The organism is Pseudomonas sp. FW300-N2F2, from assembly GCF_017351655.1.
Lineage (GTDB): Bacteria > Pseudomonadota > Gammaproteobacteria > Pseudomonadales > Pseudomonadaceae > Aquipseudomonas > Aquipseudomonas fluorescens_AA.
The window spans coordinates 159202-178664 of record NZ_JACNDQ010000003.1 but is presented as its reverse complement, the minus strand read 5'-3'; the positions used below and the strand labels follow the sequence as shown (position 1 = coordinate 178664).

Sequence of the window (19463 nt, the reverse complement as noted above, 5' to 3'; positions counted from 1 at the left end):
GCTCGCGAGCCTGGCAGCAATCGACTCGCGATACCCATGAACACTTTGCGCCTGGCCCACCAACGGCAGGACGCCCGCGGTTCGCAGCTTGAAAAAGGAATTAACCATGTCGCACAAACTGAACCTACCTACCGTCCTGATGCTGTCCCTACTACTGGGCGGATGCATGAAATTCCCCGACGACCCGCCAATCCTCGCGACGGTCAAAACCGCAATCGCGACGCCTGCGATTTCTTGATTGCAGCGTTCTTCTTTTTCCAACGGGCAACGATTTCCCCCTAAACTTTCCACCGGTACAGACGCACCTCTTTTATTCTGGACATTTCATCATGCACCTTGCGCCAGACTTCCCCGATGACCATGCCGTGCGCCAACTCATGGAGCTGCTCCACGAAGAAATCGGCCTGCCTGAACGCAAGACGATTCGCCTGGGCACTGCGATCAATCTCGACTTGGGTTGCGATGGCGCGGACGCCCGGCACCTGATGGAGGCACTGGAGGAGCGGTTCGCCATCGAGCTCATCGACTACGACGCCTACCGCTATTTTCAGCCTGAAGGGTTCGATGTGTTTCAAAAGCGCAGGGCCAAGGGCCGGGGGAACAAGCTGCCACTGACCATCGGCATGCTTTACAAGGCGATCAAGGCACAGCGATGGGATACGCGGGAAGTGGAAGAGGCCTAGCTGATCGGCGCACCTCAAATAGCCGCCCATGAAAAAACCGCCCATGAAGGGCGGTTTTTTTCATTCACCAACCAAGCCTTACAGCTGCGGCCCAGCAGCCTTGATCGCGTCGCTCACGTCGAACTTCTTGAAGTTCTCGGTGAACAGGCCGGCCAATGCCTTGGCCGCTTCGTCGTAGGCGGCTTTGTCGGCCCAGGTGTTGCGTGGGTTCAACAGGCCAGTCTCGACGCCTGGAACAGCCAGCGGCACGTCCAGGTTGATGATGTCCAGGTGTTCGGTTTCAGCACCGATCAGCGCGCCGCTCTGGATCGCCGCGATCACCGCACGGGTGGTCGGGATGTTGAAGCGCTTGCCGACGCCGTAGCCGCCACCGGTCCAGCCGGTGTTGACCAGGTAGACCTTGGAGCCGAAACCACGGATGCGTTTGATCAGCAACTCTGCGTACTCACCGGCCGGGCGCGGGAAGAACGGGGCGCCGAAGCAAGTGGAGAAGGTCGACTTGATGCCACTGCCCGAACCCATTTCGGTCGAGCCCACCAGTGCGGTGTAGCCGGACAGGAAGTGGTAGGCGGCTTGTTCTTCGCTGAGGATCGACACCGGCGGCAGTACGCCGGTCAGGTCGCAGGTCAGGAAGATGACGGCGTTTGGCTCGCCACCGAGGTTTTTCGGTGCGCGTTTTTCGATCAGCTCACGCGGGTACGCAGCGCGGCTGTTCTGGGTCAGGCTGTCGTCGGCGTAGTCGGCTTTCTTGGTGACCGGGTCCAGGACGACGTTTTCCAGTACGGCGCCGTGCTGGATGGCTTTCCAGATCACCGGCTCGTTCTTCTCGGACAGGTCGATGCACTTGGCGTAGCAGCCGCCTTCGATGTTGAAGACCACGCCCACGCCCCAGCCGTGTTCGTCGTCACCGATCAGGTAACGGCTTTCATCGGCGGACAGGGTGGTCTTGCCGGTGCCCGACAGGCCGAAGAACAGGGTCACATCGCCCTCTTCGCCCATGTTCGCGGCGCAGTGCATCGGCAGCACGTCAACGGCTGGCAGCAGGAAGTTCTGCACGGAGAACAGGGCTTTCTTCATTTCACCGGCGTAGCGCATGCCGGCGATCAGCACTTTCTTGGCCGCGAAATTGATGATCACGGTGCCGTCGGAGTTGGTGCCGTCGCGCTCAGGCTCGCAGACGAAGTTCGGCGCGTTGAGGATCTGCCACTCGTCCTTGCCACCGGCGTTGTATTGCTCGGGGTTGATGAACAGGCAACGGCCGAACAGGTTGTGCCACGCCGTCTCGGTGGTCATCTTGACCGGCAGGTAGTGCGCAGGATCGGAACCTACATGCACATGGGAGACAAAACGCTCGCGCTCGCCCAGGTAGGCTTCGACGCGGTTCCACAGGGCATCGAACTTGTCGGCCGGGAACTTGCGGTTGATCGGGCCCCAAGCGATGGCGTCCTGGGTGGTTGGCTCTTCCACGATGAAACGGTCGACTGGCGAGCGACCGGTACGATGACCGGTACGAACAACCAGCGCGCCAGTATCGGCAAGCTCGCCTTCACCGCGATTCAGGGCTTCTTTGACCAGATCATCGACACTCAGATCGGTGTACACGGCGTTATTGGCTTGCGTCATGAGATTCCCCGTCGGCCCGTGGCCGAGTGCTCCAAACGTTTTGTAGTAGGAAGTCGCGCACTACTACCCGAAAAAAGTGGGCCGGATTATGCCAGAAAAGCCCAAAAAAAGTAGGGCCCTCCCGTCAGTACGGCGTAAATCCGGCGTTTGCCAGGAGATTTACCTGCGCTGAACCGTTTTAGTGTCGAGTATCTGACGGTGTGTCGACACCCGCACCGGCGAACAATTGAGCGATGTCCGCCGCGTCGAACAGGTAGCGCTCATTGCAAAACTGGCAGTCGATCTCGATGGCGCCGCCATGCTCGATCACCAGTTGCTGCGCATCTTCCAGACCCAGACTGACCAGCGCATTGCCGGAACGTTCACGAGAGCAACTGCATTGGAAGCGCAACGGCTGGCCGTCGAACAAGCGTACCTGCTCCTCGTGGTAGAGGCGATGCAGCACGGTTTCGTTGTCCAGGCTCAGCAGCTCATCGGCGCTCAGGGTGCTGGCCAGAGCGGTAATGTGCTGCCAACTGGCGTCGCGTTCCTCGGTGTCGCGAAGGCGATCGGCGGGCAGTTGTTGCAGCAGCAAACCGCGCGCGCGCCGCCCGTCGGCGTAGAGCCAGAAACGGGTATTGGTCTGCTGGGACATGACGAAGTAGTTGGTGAAGCACTCGGCCAGGGTCGCGCCGTCGAGATCGACGATGCCCTGGTAGCGCTTGCCATGGGTGGGGTCCACCGTCAGGGCCAGCACGCCGTTGGGCATCATGTCGGCCAGGGTCGCGTCGGGCGCGATCTGCTCGGCGTGATAACGGGCCAGGCCACGGATCTCGCGCTCGCTGGAGCACTCGATCATCAGCAGCGGGACCGGACCTTCGGAACGCGCCTGGAGAATCAGCAAGCCATCGAACTTCAAGGTGCCCACCAGCAACGCCGCAGCCGCCATCAGCTCGCCGAGCAGTTGTGCGACCGGCTCTGGATAGGGGTGCTTGGCGAGGACTTCGGCGTAGCTACGCTCCAACGCCACCAGCTCGCCACGGGCGTCACTGTCATCGAAGATGAAACGTTGGGTGTAGTCGGTATCCGGTAAATCAGTCATAGGATCTGGTATCTGAGGTGATGACAAATGATGGCGGGCATTTTATGGGCATTCAGGGTGGGTTCCAAGCAAGGCTTGGGTTTGCCTGACGGGAAGAGACCGATGACTCAATCCGAATGGTCATTGTGGCGAGGGAGCTTGCTCCCTCGCCACGGGCCTTGCGCCAGCCTTTTTATTCGTTATTGCTGCCATGAAACTTGAACAGGTCCCGGCGCTGCTTCTTGCTCGGCTTGCCATCGGTACTGACCCCCAGGGCGCCGGCCTTGCGTTGCGCGGCGGCGGCTTCACGCTTGGCGATGCTGGCTTCGGTTTCGCGATACAACGCCTGCGCTTCAGGTGCGCCGCGACGCACGATCGACAGGGCCTCGACCACCACGGTCTTTTCATCGAACCCGGTGCGGATGACAAACTCATCGCCGATGCGGGGCTCCTTGCCCGGCTTGCAGCGCTCTCCCCGGTGATGGACCTTGCCGCTTTCGATGGCGGTCTTGGCCAGGGCCCGCGTCTTGTAGAAGCGCGCCGCCCACAACCATTTATCGAGACGGACCTTGTCGTCTTCTTCCTTTTTTTGTGCCACTGCAATTCCTCTTTCTGCCATTAACCGGAACTGTACTACCGTTTTTGTCGAGCGCACGAATCAGGCCCGACGGATAGAATGCCCGCCAAACCGACGCCACACACATCGCTTCGGCCGGAATCGGTTACAAGCACACACAAGTGCGTAGATAACTGTCGCCATTTTGTGATTATTCTGCGTGAATACCGCGATTCGCGGAGTCCACGATCCGATGCACTGATCGCAGGTTTTTTTATTGAAGACTTTTGACCATTTGACCGTTGTCGGTCTGCGCGAGTGGGTGGCGCTCCCGGATCTGGGAGTCGTGGGCCTGCGGGCAAAAATCGACACCGGGGCCAGCACCTCCAGCCTGCATGCCACTGACATCGAGCCGTTCGAGCGCGATGGCGAAAAGTGGGTGCGCTTCACGGCGCACCTTGGCACGGTGGTGCAGTTGCGCCATCGCCGCTGCGAAGCCCCGCTGGTGGCGCGCAAGACCATAAAGAGTTCCAACGGCCACGCTCAGGTCCGCTACGTGATCAGCACCACGTTGGCGCTGGGTGACCGGGTCTGGCGGGTCGAGTTCACCCTCGCCTGCCGAAAATCCATGCGATATCGCCTGTTACTGGGTTCCAAAGCCTTGATCGACGGCCAACTGGTGGTCAATCCAGGCACCAAATATGTTCAAGAAAAGCCGGCATTCCCGGTGTCCACTACCTCTGCCACAGGTGTTGCATGAAGATCGCTGTGCTGTCGCGTAATCCGCGTCTGTATTCCACTCGTCGCCTGGTTGAAGCCGGGACCGAACGTGGCCATGAAATGGTGGTGATCGATACCCTGCGCGCCTACATGAACATCGCCAGCCACAAGCCGCAGATCCACTACCGTGGCAAGCCGCTGGAAGGGTTCGACGCGGTGATCCCGCGCATCGGCGCATCGGTGACGTTCTATGGCTGCGCCGTGTTGCGCCAGTTCGAAATGATGGGGGTGTTTCCCCTCAACGAGTCCGTGGCCATCGCCCGTTCCCGGGACAAGCTGCGCTCGCTGCAATTACTGTCACGGCGCGGGATCGGCCTGCCGGTCACCGGTTTTGCCCACTCGCCCGACGACATTCCCGATCTGATCGCGATGGTCAACGGCGCACCGCTGGTGATCAAGGTGCTGGAAGGCACCCAGGGCATCGGCGTGGTCCTGTGTGAAACCGCGACGGCGGCGGAGTCGGTGATCGAGGCATTCATGGGCCTGAAGCAGAACATCATGGTCCAGGAATACATCAAGGAAGCCGGTGGCGCCGACATTCGCTGCTTCGTGGTCGGCGACAAAGTGATTGCCTCGATGAAACGCCAGGCCAAGCCCGGTGAGTTCCGCTCCAACCTGCATCGCGGTGGTAGCGCCAGCCTGATCAAAATCACCCCGGAAGAGCGCATGACCGCCCTGCGGGCCGCAAAAGTCATGGGCCTGGCCGTGGCGGGCGTGGACATCCTGCGCTCCAACCACGGGCCACTGGTGATGGAGGTCAACTCCTCGCCGGGCCTGGAAGGCATCGAGACCACCACCAGCAAGAACGTGGCAGGGATCATCATCGAGCATCTGGAAAAGAATGGCGGGCCGAACATGACCCGGACCAAAGGAAAGGGCTGAGTCAACACAAAACCCTGTGGGAGCGAGCTTGCTCGCGAAAGCGGTACATCAGTGACGAACAGGTTGACTGACACACCGTCATCGCGAGCAAGCTCGCTCCCACAGGTGGCCCGCATTCGGATCGGTTATACCGCATCCCTTGGCAGCATCAACCCCAACGGCAACCGCACCCGAGCCTCCAGCCCGCCACCGGCGCGGTTGCGCAACTCGACGTTGCCGCCGTGCATCGAGGCGATACGCTTGACGATGGCCAGGCCCAGCCCCGTGCCTTTCCCACCCCGGGCGCGATCGCCCCGGGTGAAGGGGTTGAAAATGGCTTCCAGCTCCGAGGGATCGATGCCGGCGCCACGGTCCATGACGCTCAGCACCACGTAAGGCGCGCTGGTGTCGCCAGAGACATAGGCCGCGACTTCGACGCCGGCGCCGGCATGGTTCAGGGCATTGCCGATCAGGTTGTTCAACAAACGCTTCATCGACACCCGGCGCAACGGGAACGGCTGAATCGGCTCCAGGCGCAGGTGCACTTTCTCGTCGTTCTGGTTATAGGGCGCGACCACTTCCCGCACCAACTCGCTGAGGTCCACCTCTTCCACGGACTCATCACGCCCGTCGCGTATGAACGCCAGGAACTGGTCGAGAATCGCGTCCATGTCCTCGATGTCGCGGACCATCTCGTCGGTCAGGTCGGTGTGCTCGCCCATCAACTCCAGCGACAACCGCAGCCGGGTCAAGGGCGTGCGCAGGTCGTGGGAGACGCCCGCCAGCATCAGCTCGCGTTCGCGCCCGGCCTGTTCCACATCCTCGGCCATCTGGTTGAAGGCGCGGTAGACCTCGGTCATCTCGCTGGGCGTATCGCTGATGGGCAGCCGCACGCTGCGACCCTGGCCCAGTTGGCGGGCGGCGTAGACCAGGCGTTTCAACGGTTGGTTGAGCTGGCTGACGAAGATCCACGCCGATGCGGTCGACAGCAGGCCGATGGCCAGGAACCAGCCGAGCACGTTCCAGATTTTCTGGCCGCGCAACGGATGCGGATACAACGGCACTTTCAGCCAGCCATCCCCCAGGCTTGGAGCCCGCACCCAAAGCGCCGGCGGCGAATGCATGCGCAATCGCACCTCGGTATCGGCGCCCAGTTCGGCTTGCATCTGGCGTTGATAGATCTCGCTGTAGGGCCAATGCTGCTCGCCCTCCGGCACGCCGGCACCGACGACACGGATCAGCGTCGCCGCCTCGGCAATTTTCGCCCGGTTGGTTTCGTCCGCCGCCCAATAGGCCCGCAGGGTCAAGGCAACGCCGTGGCTGTACTGTCGGTCCACGAGCACGTCTTCGTTCATCAGCAGGTACACCAACGTCAGTGCCTTGGAAAAGAGCACGACGATCAGCACCAGCCAGAGGGTGCGGGAGAAAAAACTCTGGGGGAACCAAACAGGGGTTTTCATGAATAACCGCTACACACTTGCAGGAGCGAGCGATGCTCGCACAATGACAGACCGCGAGTCGCCTGGAAGAAGACATTTCAACCGGCCAGGCCACCCGCTCCTACAAATCGCCGATCACTTGCTGGCGGCGCCATCCGGCACGAACACATAGCCCACGCCCCAGACGGTCTGGATATACCGCGGCTTGGAAGGATCAGGCTCGATCATCCGGCGCAGGCGGGAAATCTGTACGTCGATGGAGCGCTCCAGCGCATCCCATTCACGACCACGGGCCAGGTTCATCAGCTTGTCGCGGGTCAGCGGCTGGCGAGCGTTCATCACCAGGGCCTTGAGCACGGCGAACTCACCGGTGGTGAGCATGTGGACCTCATCACCGCGCTTGAGCTCACGGGTGGCCAGGGACAGTTCATAGTCGCCGAAGGTCACGCTTTCATCTTCGCTGCCCGGCGCGCCAGGCACCGGTGCCGACTGGCGACGCAGCACCGCCTTGACGCGGGCCATCAACTCGTCGGGGTTGAACGGCTTGGCCAGGTAATCGTCGGCGCCCAGTTCGAGGCCCTTGATACGGCTCAGCTCGTCGCCCTTGGCGGTGAGCATGATGATCGGGATCTGGTTGTTGGCGCCGCGCAGGCGGCGGCAGGCGGTCAGGCCGTCTTCACCGGGCAGCATCAGGTCGAGTACGACCAGGTTGAACACTTCACGGGCCAGCAACCGATCCATTTGCTCGGTGTTCGGTACGGTGCGGGCACGGTAGCCCTTGCTGACGAAAAAGCGTTCCAGCAGGCTGCTCAGCCCTGGATCGTCGTCAACAATAAGAATTTTTTCGCCTTCAGCAGTTTGTGCAGTGCTGCTCATAGGAAGCTCCTTTGATCTCGGCGCGCATTATGGCCTAGCTGCCGTTATACGCACCGTGTGCATTGTTAGCAGATTTTTCCTCTATCTCCACAAATCCAGGTATCAAGCCTACAGACCATGTCCCCCCCTCAGGACGGAACGCTGGTTATAATGCGCGGCCTTTTGTGCCAGGGAATGTCGGATCGTGATCCCGACGTGCCATTTTTTCAGCCTTGGCAAGGCAACTTTTTGAATTTCGCGGGTCAACAGGCAGCCTTTTGACCCAGGCAGCGGCGCATGCCAGGCCGCTCAACCAGTCTCGCCGAGCCCGGTTTCTGTGGTGGCGAGCCTGATTTCACAATTTGTCAGGTGGTTTTATGGACAGCATCAACAGCCGCATCGCCGAGGAACTCGGTGTACGCCCACAACAGGTCGAAGCGGCCGTCGCGCTACTCGATGAAGGTTCCACGGTACCTTTCATCGCCCGTTACCGGAAAGAAGTGACCGGCAGCCTCGATGACACCCAGTTGCGGCATCTGGAAGAGCGCCTGCGCTACCTGCGAGAACTCGACGAACGGCGCATCAGCATCCTGGCCAGCATCCAGGAGCAGGGCAAGCTGACCCCGCAACTCGAGCGCGACATCAAGCTGGCCGACACCAAGACTCGTCTCGAAGACTTGTACCTGCCCTACAAGCAAAAGCGCCGCACCAAGGGCCAGATCGCCCTGGAAGCCGGCCTCGGCGAGCTGGCCGACGGCCTGTTCAACGACCCGACCCTGGCCCCGGAAACCGAAGCTGCGCGCTTCGTCGATGCCGAAAAAGGCGTGGCGGACGTGAAAGCCGCGCTGGAAGGCGCCAAGTACATCCTCATGGAGCGTTTCGCCGAAGACGCCAACCTGTTGGAAAAACTGCGCAACTTCCTCAAACAGGAAGCAATCCTCAGCGCTCGGGTCATCGCGGGCAAGGAAGAGGAAGGCGCGAAGTTCCGCGACTACTTCGAACACGACGAACCGCTCAAGAGCATGCCGTCCCACCGCGCACTGGCGATTTTCCGGGGTCGCAACGAAGGCATCCTCAGCTCCGCCCTGAAGGTCGGTGAAGAATTGCCGGGCACCATGCACCCGTGCGAAGGCATGATCGGCCAGCAGTTCGGCATCCAGAACCAGAACCGCGCCGCCGACAAATGGCTGGCCGAAGTGGTGCGCTGGACCTGGAAGGTCAAGCTCTACACCCACCTGGAAACCGATCTGCTGGGCGAGTTGCGCGACAACGCCGAGACCGAGGCGATCAACGTGTTCGCCCACAACCTGCACGACCTGCTGCTGGCCGCACCGGCCGGCCCCCGCGCCACGCTGGGCCTGGACCCGGGCCTGCGCACCGGTTGCAAGGTGGCGGTGGTGGACTCCACCGGCAAGCTGCTGGATCACGCCACGGTCTACCCGCACGTGCCGCACAACAAGTGGGACCAGACCCTCGCCGTGCTCGCCGCCCTGTGCGCCAAGCATTCGGTGGACCTGATCGCCATCGGCAACGGCACCGCCAGCCGCGAGACCGACAAACTGGCCGCCGAGCTGATCAAGAAATACCCAGCCATGAAAATGACCAAGGTCATGGTCTCCGAGGCCGGCGCTTCGGTTTACTCGGCATCGGAACTGGCTTCCAAGGAATTCCCCGACCTGGATGTGTCGATCCGTGGCGCAGTGTCCATCGCCCGTCGCCTGCAGGATCCACTGGCGGAGCTGGTGAAGATCGACCCCAAATCCATCGGTGTCGGCCAGTACCAGCACGACGTTTCCCAACTGAAACTGGCCCGTGGCCTGGACGCCGTGGTGGAAGATTGCGTGAACGCCGTGGGTGTGGACGTGAACACCGCTTCGGTGGCGCTGCTGGCGCGGATCTCCGGCCTGAACGCCACGCTGGCGCAGAACATCGTCACCCACCGTGACGAACATGGCGCGTTCAAGACCCGCGCCGCGTTGAAGAAAGTCCCACGCCTGGGTGAAAAAACCTTCGAACAGGCCGCCGGCTTCCTGCGGGTCATGAACGGTGACAACCCATTGGATTCGTCGGCCGTCCACCCCGAAGCCTACCCGCTGGTGCAGCGCATCGCCGCCCAGACCGACCGCGACATCCGCTCGCTGATCGGTGATGCCGCGTTCCTCAAGCGCCTGGACCCGAAGAAATTCACCGACGAAACCTTCGGCCTGCCCACCGTCACCGACATCCTCCAGGAACTGGAAAAACCGGGCCGCGACCCGCGCCCCGAGTTCAAGACCGCCGAGTTCCAGGACGGCGTCGAGGACCTCAAGGACCTGCAGCCGGGCATGATCCTCGAAGGCGTGGTGACCAACGTCACCAACTTCGGTGCCTTCGTCGACATCGGCGTGCACCAGGACGGTCTGGTGCACATCTCGGCACTCTCCGAGAAGTTCATCAAGGACCCGCGCGAAGCGGTGAAGGCTGGCGATGTGGTGAAAGTGAAGGTCATGGAAGTCGACATCCCGCGCAAACGCGTCGGCCTGTCGATGCGCATGAGCGACACACCGGGCGAGAAAATCGACGGTGCCCGTGGTGCTCGCCCTGGCTCGACACCCCGTCAGTCGCAGAACACCGCGCCGCGCAAGGAAACCGCCACCGCAGCCCCGGCGAACCACGCCATGGCCTCGTTGTTCGCCAACGCCAAGCAGTTGAAGAAACGCTGATGGATACGCCGGCCGGGTTGGTGGAAAGCGCTTTTTTCAAGCTGCTCGGCTGCCGCTTGCAGAGCCTGGGGGACGGGGTGGCGCAAGTCGCCCTGGGCCTTGAGCCGCCGTTGCGCAACCGCGGCGGCAAGCTGCACGGCGGTGCACTGTTCAGCCTGGTGGACATCGCCATGGGCCTGGCCTGCTCCAGTGTCCATGGCTTTGACCAGCAAAGCGCGACCATCGAATGCAAGATCAACTACATTCGCGCCGTGTCCGACGGCGAAGTGCTGTGCACCGCCCGGGTCATCCACCCGGGCCGGCGCACGCTGGTGGTCGAAGCCGAGGTGATGCAGGGCGACAAACTGGTCGCAAAAGCGCAAGGCACGTTCGCTGTCCTATAGCTCCCTGTCATCGATTTGAGTTAATTTCGACGCCATGAATGCAGTGTCGGGCTTTCCTGTGGGAGCGAGCTTGCTCGCGATAACGGAGAGTCAGTCAAGATCAACGTTGCTGATCCACCGCCATCGCGAGCAAGCTCGCTCCCACAATGGGGTTGCGGTGGCTAGCTTTTGGCACGAAAACCAGGCGAAAACGCCAGTTTTAACTTCACCCTTGTAGACCGTCTTGCCCACCCCCATATTGGGGCGACTGACGCGTGAAGGAATTCAACTTGAGCGACCTTTTAAACCGCCGCCTGGCCTTGCTCGGCGAGCGCGCCAACCTCTCCCTGCTCGAACAGTGCCTGCACGGCATCGAGCGTGAATGCCTGCGTGTCACGGACGATGGGCGCCTGGCGCAGACTCCGCACCCCAAGGCCCTGGGTTCGGCGCTGACCAACGAACAGATCACTACCGACTATTCCGAGTCGCTGCTGGAGTTCATCACGCCGGCCCTGGCCAACCCGGCCGATACCTTGCGCAGCCTCGACAAGATCCACCGGTTTGCCTACAGCAAACTGGGTGACGAGTACTTGTGGAGCCCGTCGATGCCGTGCCCACTGCCGGCGGAAGAAGAGATTCCGATCGCCTACTACGGCACCTCGAATATCGGCCAGCTCAAGTACGTCTATCGCAAGGGCCTGGCCCTGCGCTACGGCAAGACCATGCAATGCATCGCCGGGATCCACTACAACTTTTCCCTGCCGGAAAAGCTCTGGCCCCTGCTCCGTCAGAACGAAGCCGCCGATCTGAGCGACCGTGACTTCCAGTCGTCGGCCTACATCGCGCTGATCCGTAATTTCCGCCGCTACAGCTGGTTGCTGATGTACCTGTTCGGTGCCTCGCCGGCCCTGGACGTCGGTTTCCTGCGGGGCCGCCCGCACCAGTTGGAACAACTGGACCCGGACACCTTGTACCTGCCCTACGCCACCAGCCTGCGCATGAGCGACCTGGGTTACCAGAGCAACGCCCAGGCCGGCCTCACGCCATGCTACAACGACCTGCCGAGCTACACCGACAGCCTGCGCAAAGCGGTGGCGACACCCTACGCGCCGTACGTCGAAGTCGGCACTCACCAGAACGGCGAGTGGGTGCAGCTCAATACCAACATCTTGCAGATCGAAAACGAGTACTACTCCAACATCCGTCCCAAGCGTGTGACCTACACCGGCGAGCGACCGATCCAGGCCTTGATGGCCCGGGGTATCCAGTACGTCGAAGTGCGCTGCCTGGACATCAACCCGTTCCTGCCGATGGGCATCGACCTCACCGAAGCGCGGTTCCTCGATGCGTTCCTGCTGTATTGCGGCCTCAATGACAGCCCGCAGCTGGAAAACAACGAATGCGGCAACGCCACGAGCAACTTCCTGACCGTGGTCAAGGAAGGTCGCAAGCCAGGCCTGCAATTGCAGCGCCAGGGTCAAGCGGTGGACATGCAGGCCTGGGCCGTGGAATTGCTGGAAAAAATCGCTCCGCTGGCCGCGCTGCTCGACCAGAGCCAGGGTGGCGATGCCCATCGCCAGGCACTGGACGCGCAATTGGCGAAAGTCCGCGATCCGTCCCTGACGCCTTCCGCCCAGGTGCTGGCCGCCATGGCCGAACACCAGGAAAGCTTCGCCCAATTCTCTCTGCGCCAAAGCAAGGCCCACGCCGAATTCTTCCGCGCCGAGCCGTTGCCTGCCCAGGAACAAGCGACATTCGAAGAGACCGCGCGCGAGTCGCTGGTCCAGCAAGCTGAGCTGGAACAGAACGAGGTGGGGGATTTCGATGTGTTCGTGGGTTCTTACCAGGCAAGCATCCTGGCGATCAGTAACTGATCAGCCCGCCTTGGCGGGGATACTCTTGTGGCGAGGGAGCTTGCTCCCGCTCGGCTGCGCAGCAGTCGTGAAATGGGGCCTGCTGCGCAGTCCAGCGGGAGCAAGCTCCCTCGCCACGGAGGCCTCAGTCGTTTCCGGATGTTTTTTTCGCAAATAAGCTCATTCGAAAAAGTTATTTATTTCTGAATTCTTAGATCATTTAGTCTCCTCGAACGCCGAACGTCCGGCGGCCTGTTGAGGAGATTTTCCATGTCTTTGCGTTTCCCCCTTCGCCTTCTCGCGGCCGCCTCCCTGGCAGCAACGAGTCTTTTTGCCCAGGCAGCCGACCTGACCGTCGCTTACCAGACCACCGTCGACCCGGCCAAAGTCGCCCAGGCCGATGGCGCCTACGAAAAAGCCACTCAAGCCAAGATCGACTGGCGCAAGTTCGACAACGGTGCCGACGTCATCACCGCCATTGCTTCGGGCGATGTGCAGATCGGCTACCTCGGTTCCAGCCCGTTGACCGCGGCCATCACCCGCAAGGTCCCGGTGGAAACCTTCCTCATCGCCACCCAGATCGGCGCCGCCGAGGCCTTGGTGGTTCGTGACGGCTCCGGCATTAATTCCCCGCAAGACCTGATCGGCAAGAAGATCGCCGTGCCGTTCGTGTCCACCGGTCACTACAGCCTGCTCGCCGCGTTGAAGCACTGGAACATCGACCCGTCGAAAGTCACCGTGCTCAACCTGGCGCCACCGGCCATCATCGCCGCCTGGAAGCGTGGCGACATCGACGCCACCTACGTCTGGGACCCAGCCCTGGGTGTGGCCAAGGAAAACGGCAAGGTGCTGATCACCTCCGCGGAGCTGGCCAAGTTCGGCGCACCGACGTTCGACGCCTGGATCGTGCGCAAGGACTTCGCCCAGAAGCATCCTGAAATCGTCACCGCCTTCGCCAAAGTGACCCTGGACGCCTACGCCCAGTACCGCAAGGACCCACAAGCCTGGCTGGCCGATACGTCCAACGTCGACAAACTGGTGAAGCTCTCCGGTGCCAAGGCCAGCGATATCCCGTTGTTGTTGCAAGGCAACGTCTTTCCCCTGGCGGCCGATCAGGTCGTGAGCCTCGGCGCACCGACCACCCAAGCCATCACCAATACCGCGGCGTTCCTCAAGGAACAAGGCAAAGTCGAAGCCGTGCTGCCGGACTACGCGCCTTACGTCAGCGCCAAATACATCACTCGCTGATCAAAAAAAGGAGACATGCGATGGCCTTGCTACAGCTGGAGCGCATCAGCGCACAGTACCCCGGCGCGGCGGAACCGGTGCTGGCGGATATTTCCCTGACCCTGGGGCCGAAGCAGTTGCTGGTTGCCCTCGGTCCGTCCGGCAGTGGCAAGACATCGCTGTTGAACCTGATTGCCGGGTTCGTCGAGCCCAGCGCCGGGCAGATCACCCTCGACGGCACGCCGGTCAAGGGCCCGAGCGCCGAACGCGGCGTGGTGTTTCAGGACGATGCGCTGCTGCCGTGGCAGGACGTACTGGCAAACGTTGGGTTCGGCCTGGAACTGGCCGGCGTCCCCAAGGAAAAACGCGAGGCTCGCGCCCGGGAAATGCTTGCCCTGGTGGACCTGGCCGGTTTCGAGCAACGCCGCGTCTGGCAGCTCTCCGGCGGTCAGAAACAACGCGTCGGCCTGGCCCGGGCGTTGGCGGCCAACCCGCGTGTGCTGTTGATGGACGAACCGTTCGGTGCGCTGGACGCCTTCACCCGCGAGCAGATGCAGGAACTGTTGCTGCAGGTCTGGCAGCGCACCGCCAAGCCGGTCTTCCTGATCACCCATGACATTGAAGAAGCCGTCTTCCTCGCCACGGACTTGATTCTGCTGGCACCGAACCCGGGGCAGATCGTCGAACGCCTGAGCCTGGATTTCGGCCAGCGCTACGGCGCCGGGGAATCGGCACGGTCGATCAAGTCCGACCCACGCTTCATCGAAACCCGCGAGCATGTGCTCGCCAAAGTGTTTTCCCAACGCAGCGCCACTCGACCTCAGGAGCGCGCATGAGCAGCTACGAAATTCCCGCCGGGGTCCGTGACGCGACGACCCGGCCCGCGGCCAGCGGTTTGAGGCCCCACCTGAGTACGCGTTGGATCAGCGGCTTGACCCTGATCGCGTTGCTGGCAGCCTGGTGGGCCGTCACCGCCAGCGGCCTGATCGAACCGCTGTTCCTGCCCCCGCCGTCGGCCGTGCTGCAAAAAGGCTGGCTGCTGGCGACCCACGGCTACATGGACGCCACCCTCTGGCAACACTTGGCCGCCAGCCTTGAACGCATCGGCCTGGGCCTGTTGTTCGCGGTGCTGACGGCGGTGCCGGTGGGCATCGCCATCGGCGCCAACCGCATCGCGCGCGGTGTGCTCGATCCGTTGATCGAGTTCTACCGGCCGATTCCACCGTTGGCGTACCTGCCATTGATCGTGATCTGGTGCGGCATTGGCGAGTTGTCGAAGGTGCTGTTGATCTACCTGGCGATCTTCGCCCCAATTGCCATTGCCACCGCCACCGGCGTGCGCACCGTCGACCGGGCCAAGCTGCGCGCGGCGCAGTCGTTGGGCGCCACGCGGGCACAGTTGATTCGCCATGTAATCGTGCCCAGTGCCCTGCCGGACATTCTCACCGGCATCCGCATCGGTCTGGGTGTGGGCTGGTCGACACTGGTGGCCGCCGAACTGATCGCCGCCACCAGCGGGCTGGGATTCATGGTGCAGTCAGCGGCGCAGTTCCTGGTCACCGATGTGGTGGTGTTGGGAATCCTGGTGATCGCGCTGATTGCCTTCGCCATGGAAATGGGCCTGCGCGCCCTGCAACGCAAACTGGTGCCGTGGCACGGCCAGACCCATTGATACCCAATGACCACGCCGACCATTCGGCGCCCAGACCGAGAACACAGCGATGAACCGCCCGACCATTACGCCTTTTAGCACCGCCCTCGGCGCGCAGATCGAAGGAATCGATATCCGCCAGCCGCTGAGCCTGGCCGACCGCGATACCCTCGAGCAGGCGCTGCTCGAACATCAGGTGCTGTTTTTCCGCGACCAGCCGATCGAACCGCCACAGCAGGCGCGCTTCGCCGGGTATTTTGGCGACCTGCACATTCATCCGATCTACCCCAACGTACCGGAGCAGCCTGAAGTATTGGTGCTCGACACCGCCGTCACCGATGTCCGCGACAACGCCGTGTGGCACACCGACGTGACCTTTCTCCCAACGCCAGCCCTCGGCGCGGTGCTCAGCGCCAAGCTGTTGCCGGCGGTGGGTGGCGATACGTTGTGGGCCAGTGGCATCGCCGCCTATGAAGCCTTGTCGAGACCGTTGAAACGCTTGCTGGAAGGGCTGACGGCGACTCACGATTTCACCCGATCCTTTCCCTTGGAGCGCTTTGGCAATACCGCCGAAGACCTGGCGCGCTGGGAAGAGGCACGGCGGAAAAACCCGCCGCTGTCCCATCCGGTGATCCGCACCCATCCGGTGAGCGGACGTCGTTCACTGTTCGTCAATGAAGGTTTCACCACGCGTATCAACGAACTGTCGGAGACCGAAAGCGAGGCGATCCTGAAACTGCTGTTCGCCCACGCCACCCGCCCGGAGTTCACCCTGCGCTGGCGCTGGCAGGTCAACGACGTGGCGTTTTGGGATAACCGTGTGACCCAGCATTTCGCCGTAGATGACTACCGCCCGGCCCGGCGGGTGATGCACCGGGCGACGGTGTTGGGGGATGTGCCGTTTTTTCGCTGAACGCACCACTCACCTGTGGCGAGGGAGCTTGCTCCCTCGCCACAGGTGTTTGTGTTACTCAGCTGACGAAGGCTTTTCCCAAAGATTGATCCCGCCTTCCTGGGCAAACCGGTCGATTTGCGCCAGCTCTTCGGCGCTGAAGCTCAGGTTCTGCAAGGCTCCGACGTTCTCGATGATCTGCTCCGGCCGGCTGGCGCCGATCAGGGCGGAGGTGACCCGGGGATCGCGCAAGGTCCAGGCCAGGGCCATTTGCGCCAGGCTCTGGCCACGACGCTGGGCGATCTCATTGAGGGCGCGCACGTGGGCGAGGTTCTCCTGCGACAAGTGCGAAGCCTGCAACGAGCCGCCCCCCGGACGATTCACCCGCGCATCGGCCGGAACGCCCTTGAGGTACTTGTCGGTCAACAGCCCTTGGGCCAGTGGGGTGAAGGCAATCACACCGGTCCCCAATTCGTCGGTGGCGTCCAGCAGGTCTTTTTCCACCCAGCGGTTGAGCAGGTTGTAGGCCGGCTGGTGGATCAGCAGCGGGACTTTCCATTCCTTGAGCAGCGCCGCCATTTCCCGGGTCTTCACCCCGGAATACGAGGAAATGCCGATGTACAACGCCTTGCCCTGCTGCACCGCAGTGGCCAGTGCACTGGCGGTTTCTTCCAGTGGCGTATCGGGATCGAAGCGGTGGGAATAGAAGATATCCACATAGTCCAGCCCCAGGCGTTGCAGGCTCTGGTCGAGGCTGGCCAGCACATATTTGCGCGAACCGCCGCCCTGGCCGTAAGGCCCCGGCCACATGTCCCAACCGGCCTTGCTGGAGATGATCAACTCATCGCGGTACTGCTGGAAATCTTCGCGCAGCAACCGGCCGAAATTGATCTCGGCGCTGCCGTAGGGCGGGCCGTAGTTGTTGGCCAGGTCGAAGTGGTTGATGCCCAGGTCGAACGCCGTGCGCAGCAAGGCACGCTGGGTGTCGATGGGCGTACTGTCGCCGAAGTTGTGCCACAACCCCAGCGACAACGCCGGCAGCACCAGCCCGCTGCGACCGACGCGGCGGTAGGGAATGGACTCGTAGCGGTTTTGTGCAGCGGTGTAGGTCATCGAAAAGGCTCTCTGTTCGGACGGCTGGTGTCAGAAGCTAACATTTCACAGACGCCTCGGTCAGGCTGAAAGTTCGCGCAAGGCCGCCGCTGCCAGAAAACCCGAACGCGAGCTATAACGCTGGTCCCGTCGCACGGTTTGGTCGATGCGCTCAAGCAATTGCTCGGGCAGCGTGGCGTTGAACCGCACTGACTTTCCGAAATAGGGCGTGACATCAAACTCAACCACCCCCCATATCCCCCCGGCGTATTGCGGATCGTCGAGATGATCGTCGATTTCATGGATCTGCGGCAGCGGTTCGCCGTCGGCTATCAAGCCTTCATAGTGCAACGAGAGCGCCTCTTTCACATTTTCGAATGCCTGGCTCACAGTACTGCCTGCGGAGAAACAACCCGGTACATCCGGGACCGTCACTCCGTAGTCGGAATCGGCATCCTTGTGCAGAACGACCGGAAATTTCATGTGGACGAATCCTTCCTTCAGATCCGGCAACCGCAGCAACCGGTCTGATAACAATGCATCCCCATCGGGGATTTCGTAATCGGTCATGGGCTTCATTTCAGGCCCACCTGTTTCAATATGCTATTGATCGTGCCTCTGGGCAGATCGGCGCCAGGGTGCTTGATCGTCACCCTTCCAGCCTTGGTGGAATGCTTGTACTGATGATGGCTACCCTTGACAGCCACCAGATACCAACCGTCCTCTTCGATCTTCCTGATCATTTCCCGACTTCGCATCACCTTTGCCCTATTCGACAACTCTGCCGGAAAACTCTAGCTGCGAAAAAGGCCCCCAATACACACAATACACACCCAGAAAAATATTAGTTCAACTCTCCAACAAATGCACCGCCATCACCACTCGGTCATCGCGCCTGCGCAAACACCTCCGCCACCCAATCCACGAATACGCGAACCCGTGGCGACATGTGTCGATTGTGGGGATAGAGCACCGACACCGGCATGGAAGGCGGCGGGTAGGCGGTGAGGACTTCCTGGATCATTCCCTGCCGGATCGGTTCTTCCATTCGGTAATGCGGGCATTGGATCAGGCCCATGCCGGCGATGGCCGAGGCGGCGTAGATCTCGGCGCCGGACACCGACAACGAGCCCCCGATCGGCACCTCCTTGAGTTCGCCATCGACCATGAACTCGAACGGATAGAGTTTGGCGGTGGTCCGCGAGACGTAATTCACCGCCCTATGGTGCTTCAAGTCATCGAGGCTCTTCGGCTCGCCATACTGGCGCAGGTAACCGGGGCTGGCACAGGTGATCTGCCGAAGATTGGCGACACGCCGGCCGATCAATGACGAATCCGCCAGCGTACCGGAGCGCAGCACGCAATCGACGCCCTCGGCAATCAGGTCGACGAAACGATCGGCCTCGCTGATGAACAGTTCTATTTCGGGGTAGCGGGCCATGAATTGCGGCAACGCCGGAATCACAAAGTACCGCGCCTGGGTGCCATGCAGGTCTACTCTGAGTTTGCCTTTGGGCGCCACACCGCGAAATGCCAGTTCAGCCTCTTCAAGCTCCGCCAGCAATTGCACGCAGCGTGGGTAGTAGGCTTCGCCGTCGAGGGTCGGGCGCACCTTGCGGGTGCTGCGCTCCAGCAAACGAATGCCCAGCCAGGCTTCGAATTGATTGAGCGTATGGGTCAGCGTGGCCCGGGGCATATTCAAGTCTTCAGCGGCCAGGGTGAAGCTGCTGCGCTCGTATATGCGGACAAATACCCTCATCGCCTTGACCTGATCCATCTGAATCCCGTGCCTTGATTGTTGGAAAATATTGAACAGTCAAGGCAACT

20 protein-coding genes are annotated in these 19463 nt (G+C 61.6%); 11 read left to right on the top strand and 9 right to left on the bottom strand.

Annotation, left to right across the window (positions count from 1 at the left end):
* Positions 1-36 precede the first annotated feature (36 nt).
* Together J4E63_RS21650 and J4E63_RS21645 are read left to right on the top strand one after the other, a co-directional pair.
* Positions 37-282, top strand: a complete 246-nt coding sequence (locus tag J4E63_RS21650; RefSeq protein WP_207283320.1) for a hypothetical protein — start codon at positions 37-39, stop codon at positions 280-282.
* A 47-nt stretch (positions 283-329) separates the two neighbouring features.
* Positions 330-683, top strand: a complete 354-nt coding sequence (locus tag J4E63_RS21645) for a DUF1493 family protein (protein ID WP_207283319.1) — start codon at positions 330-332, stop codon at positions 681-683.
* A gap of 78 nt (positions 684-761) precedes the next feature.
* On the opposite strand, the gene J4E63_RS21640 is transcribed toward J4E63_RS21645, so the two are convergent.
* From J4E63_RS21640 to J4E63_RS21630, 3 genes are all read right to left on the bottom strand, one after another.
* Positions 762-2306 carry a phosphoenolpyruvate carboxykinase gene (locus tag J4E63_RS21640; protein WP_060739668.1) on the bottom strand — a complete coding sequence of 515 codons (1545 nt, stop codon included), beginning with the start codon at positions 2304-2306 and terminating at the stop codon, positions 762-764.
* A 178-nt stretch (positions 2307-2484) separates the two neighbouring features.
* On the bottom strand, positions 2485-3387 hold the full coding sequence (gene hslO / locus J4E63_RS21635; protein WP_192262045.1) for an Hsp33 family molecular chaperone HslO: 903 nt from the start codon (positions 3385-3387) through the stop codon (positions 2485-2487).
* Positions 3388-3559: 172 nt separating this feature from the next.
* The gene (locus tag J4E63_RS21630) at positions 3560-3964 is read right to left on the bottom strand and encodes an RNA-binding S4 domain-containing protein (protein WP_060739670.1); all 405 of its coding nucleotides are present in this window, start codon (positions 3962-3964) and stop codon (positions 3560-3562) included.
* Positions 3965-4217: 253 nt separating this feature from the next.
* On the opposite strand from J4E63_RS21630, the gene J4E63_RS21625 reads away from it, so the two are divergent.
* Both J4E63_RS21625 and rimK read left to right on the top strand, forming a co-directional pair.
* The gene (locus J4E63_RS21625; RefSeq protein WP_170847591.1) at positions 4218-4682 is read left to right on the top strand and encodes an ATP-dependent zinc protease; all 465 of its coding nucleotides are present in this window, start codon (positions 4218-4220) and stop codon (positions 4680-4682) included.
* Complete coding sequence (gene rimK / locus J4E63_RS21620; protein ID WP_003196697.1) at positions 4679-5584, top strand: 30S ribosomal protein S6--L-glutamate ligase; 906 nt, start codon at positions 4679-4681, stop codon at positions 5582-5584. The genes J4E63_RS21625 and rimK overlap by 4 nt, the downstream gene beginning before the upstream one ends.
* A 125-nt stretch (positions 5585-5709) precedes the next feature.
* Here the strand turns inward: rimK and J4E63_RS21615 are convergent, their stop codons facing one another.
* Complete coding sequence (locus tag J4E63_RS21615; protein WP_060739672.1) at positions 5710-7023, bottom strand: ATP-binding protein; 1314 nt, start codon at positions 7021-7023, stop codon at positions 5710-5712.
* Positions 7024-7137: 114 nt separating this feature from the next.
* Positions 7138-7878 (bottom strand): two-component system response regulator OmpR, encoded by a 741-nt coding sequence (gene ompR / locus J4E63_RS21610; protein ID WP_003196691.1) that lies wholly within the window; start codon positions 7876-7878, stop codon positions 7138-7140.
* Positions 7879-8234: 356 nt separating this feature from the next.
* On the opposite strand from ompR, the gene J4E63_RS21605 reads away from it, so the two are divergent.
* From J4E63_RS21605 to tauD, 7 genes are all read left to right on the top strand, one after another.
* Positions 8235-10559 (top strand): Tex family protein, encoded by a 2325-nt coding sequence (locus J4E63_RS21605; protein ID WP_207283318.1) that lies wholly within the window; start codon positions 8235-8237, stop codon positions 10557-10559.
* Positions 10559-10942 (top strand): PaaI family thioesterase, encoded by a 384-nt coding sequence (locus tag J4E63_RS21600; protein ID WP_192262043.1) that lies wholly within the window; start codon positions 10559-10561, stop codon positions 10940-10942. Before J4E63_RS21605 ends, J4E63_RS21600 begins: the two co-directional genes overlap by 1 nt.
* A 269-nt stretch (positions 10943-11211) precedes the next feature.
* A complete protein-coding gene (gene gshA, locus J4E63_RS21595) occupies positions 11212-12795 on the top strand; it encodes a glutamate--cysteine ligase (RefSeq protein WP_192262042.1) in 1584 nt (527 codons plus the stop codon).
* Positions 12796-13044: 249 nt separating this feature from the next.
* Entirely contained in the window at positions 13045-14022 is a 978-nt protein-coding gene (tauA, locus tag J4E63_RS21590; RefSeq protein ID WP_207283317.1) for a taurine ABC transporter substrate-binding protein, read from the top strand.
* Between the two features lie 20 nt (positions 14023-14042).
* Positions 14043-14837 (top strand): taurine ABC transporter ATP-binding subunit, encoded by a 795-nt coding sequence (gene tauB, locus J4E63_RS21585; protein ID WP_207283316.1) that lies wholly within the window; start codon positions 14043-14045, stop codon positions 14835-14837.
* Positions 14834-15673, top strand: a complete 840-nt coding sequence (tauC, locus tag J4E63_RS21580) for a taurine ABC transporter permease TauC (RefSeq protein ID WP_207283315.1) — start codon at positions 14834-14836, stop codon at positions 15671-15673. Before tauB ends, tauC begins: the two co-directional genes overlap by 4 nt.
* 49 nt (positions 15674-15722) lie before the next feature.
* Positions 15723-16565, top strand: a complete 843-nt coding sequence (gene tauD / locus J4E63_RS21575; protein WP_207283314.1) for a taurine dioxygenase — start codon at positions 15723-15725, stop codon at positions 16563-16565.
* Positions 16566-16619: 54 nt separating this feature from the next.
* Here tauD and mgrA read toward each other — a convergent pair whose 3' ends face one another.
* From mgrA to J4E63_RS21555, 4 genes are all read right to left on the bottom strand, one after another.
* A complete protein-coding gene (gene mgrA, locus J4E63_RS21570; RefSeq protein ID WP_207283313.1) occupies positions 16620-17657 on the bottom strand; it encodes an L-glyceraldehyde 3-phosphate reductase in 1038 nt (345 codons plus the stop codon).
* A 60-nt stretch (positions 17658-17717) separates the two neighbouring features.
* Positions 17718-18119: a type II toxin-antitoxin system HicB family antitoxin gene (locus J4E63_RS21565; RefSeq protein ID WP_063325186.1), complete on the bottom strand. Its 402-nt coding sequence runs from the start codon at positions 18117-18119 to the stop codon at positions 17718-17720.
* A 92-nt stretch (positions 18120-18211) separates the two neighbouring features.
* The gene (locus J4E63_RS21560; RefSeq protein ID WP_207283312.1) at positions 18212-18394 is read right to left on the bottom strand and encodes a type II toxin-antitoxin system HicA family toxin; all 183 of its coding nucleotides are present in this window, start codon (positions 18392-18394) and stop codon (positions 18212-18214) included.
* A gap of 128 nt (positions 18395-18522) precedes the next feature.
* Positions 18523-19413 (bottom strand): LysR family transcriptional regulator, encoded by an 891-nt coding sequence (locus J4E63_RS21555; protein WP_103311008.1) that lies wholly within the window; start codon positions 19411-19413, stop codon positions 18523-18525.
* Positions 19414-19463 lie beyond the last annotated feature (50 nt).

Bases quoted from the DNA above. Each gene is read 5' to 3' on its own strand.
- J4E63_RS21650 (WP_207283320.1), top strand. From the start codon at position 37: ATGAACACTTTGCGCCTGGCCCACCAACGGCAGGACGCCCGCGGTTCG.
- J4E63_RS21600 (WP_192262043.1), top strand. From the start codon at position 10,559: ATGGATACGCCGGCCGGGTTGGTGGAAAGCGCTTTTTTCAAGCTGCTC.
- mgrA (WP_207283313.1), bottom strand. From the start codon at position 17,657: ATGACCTACACCGCTGCACAAAACCGCTACGAGTCCATTCCCTACCGC.
- J4E63_RS21560 (WP_207283312.1), bottom strand. From the start codon at position 18,394: ATGCGAAGTCGGGAAATGATCAGGAAGATCGAAGAGGACGGTTGGTAT.
- J4E63_RS21555 (WP_103311008.1), bottom strand. From the start codon at position 19,413: ATGGATCAGGTCAAGGCGATGAGGGTATTTGTCCGCATATACGAGCGC.
- tauB (WP_207283316.1), top strand. From the start codon at position 14,043: ATGGCCTTGCTACAGCTGGAGCGCATCAGCGCACAGTACCCCGGCGCG.
- J4E63_RS21640 (WP_060739668.1), bottom strand. From the start codon at position 2,306: ATGACGCAAGCCAATAACGCCGTGTACACCGATCTGAGTGTCGATGAT.
- tauD (WP_207283314.1), top strand. From the start codon at position 15,723: ATGAACCGCCCGACCATTACGCCTTTTAGCACCGCCCTCGGCGCGCAG.
- ompR (WP_003196691.1), bottom strand. From the start codon at position 7,878: ATGAGCAGCACTGCACAAACTGCTGAAGGCGAAAAAATTCTTATTGTT.
- hslO (WP_192262045.1), bottom strand. From the start codon at position 3,387: ATGACTGATTTACCGGATACCGACTACACCCAACGTTTCATCTTCGAT.
- tauA (WP_207283317.1), top strand. From the start codon at position 13,045: ATGTCTTTGCGTTTCCCCCTTCGCCTTCTCGCGGCCGCCTCCCTGGCA.
- J4E63_RS21605 (WP_207283318.1), top strand. From the start codon at position 8,235: ATGGACAGCATCAACAGCCGCATCGCCGAGGAACTCGGTGTACGCCCA.
- J4E63_RS21565 (WP_063325186.1), bottom strand. From the start codon at position 18,119: ATGAAATTTCCGGTCGTTCTGCACAAGGATGCCGATTCCGACTACGGA.
- tauC (WP_207283315.1), top strand. From the start codon at position 14,834: ATGAGCAGCTACGAAATTCCCGCCGGGGTCCGTGACGCGACGACCCGG.
- J4E63_RS21645 (WP_207283319.1), top strand. From the start codon at position 330: ATGCACCTTGCGCCAGACTTCCCCGATGACCATGCCGTGCGCCAACTC.
- J4E63_RS21615 (WP_060739672.1), bottom strand. From the start codon at position 7,023: ATGAAAACCCCTGTTTGGTTCCCCCAGAGTTTTTTCTCCCGCACCCTC.
- rimK (WP_003196697.1), top strand. From the start codon at position 4,679: ATGAAGATCGCTGTGCTGTCGCGTAATCCGCGTCTGTATTCCACTCGT.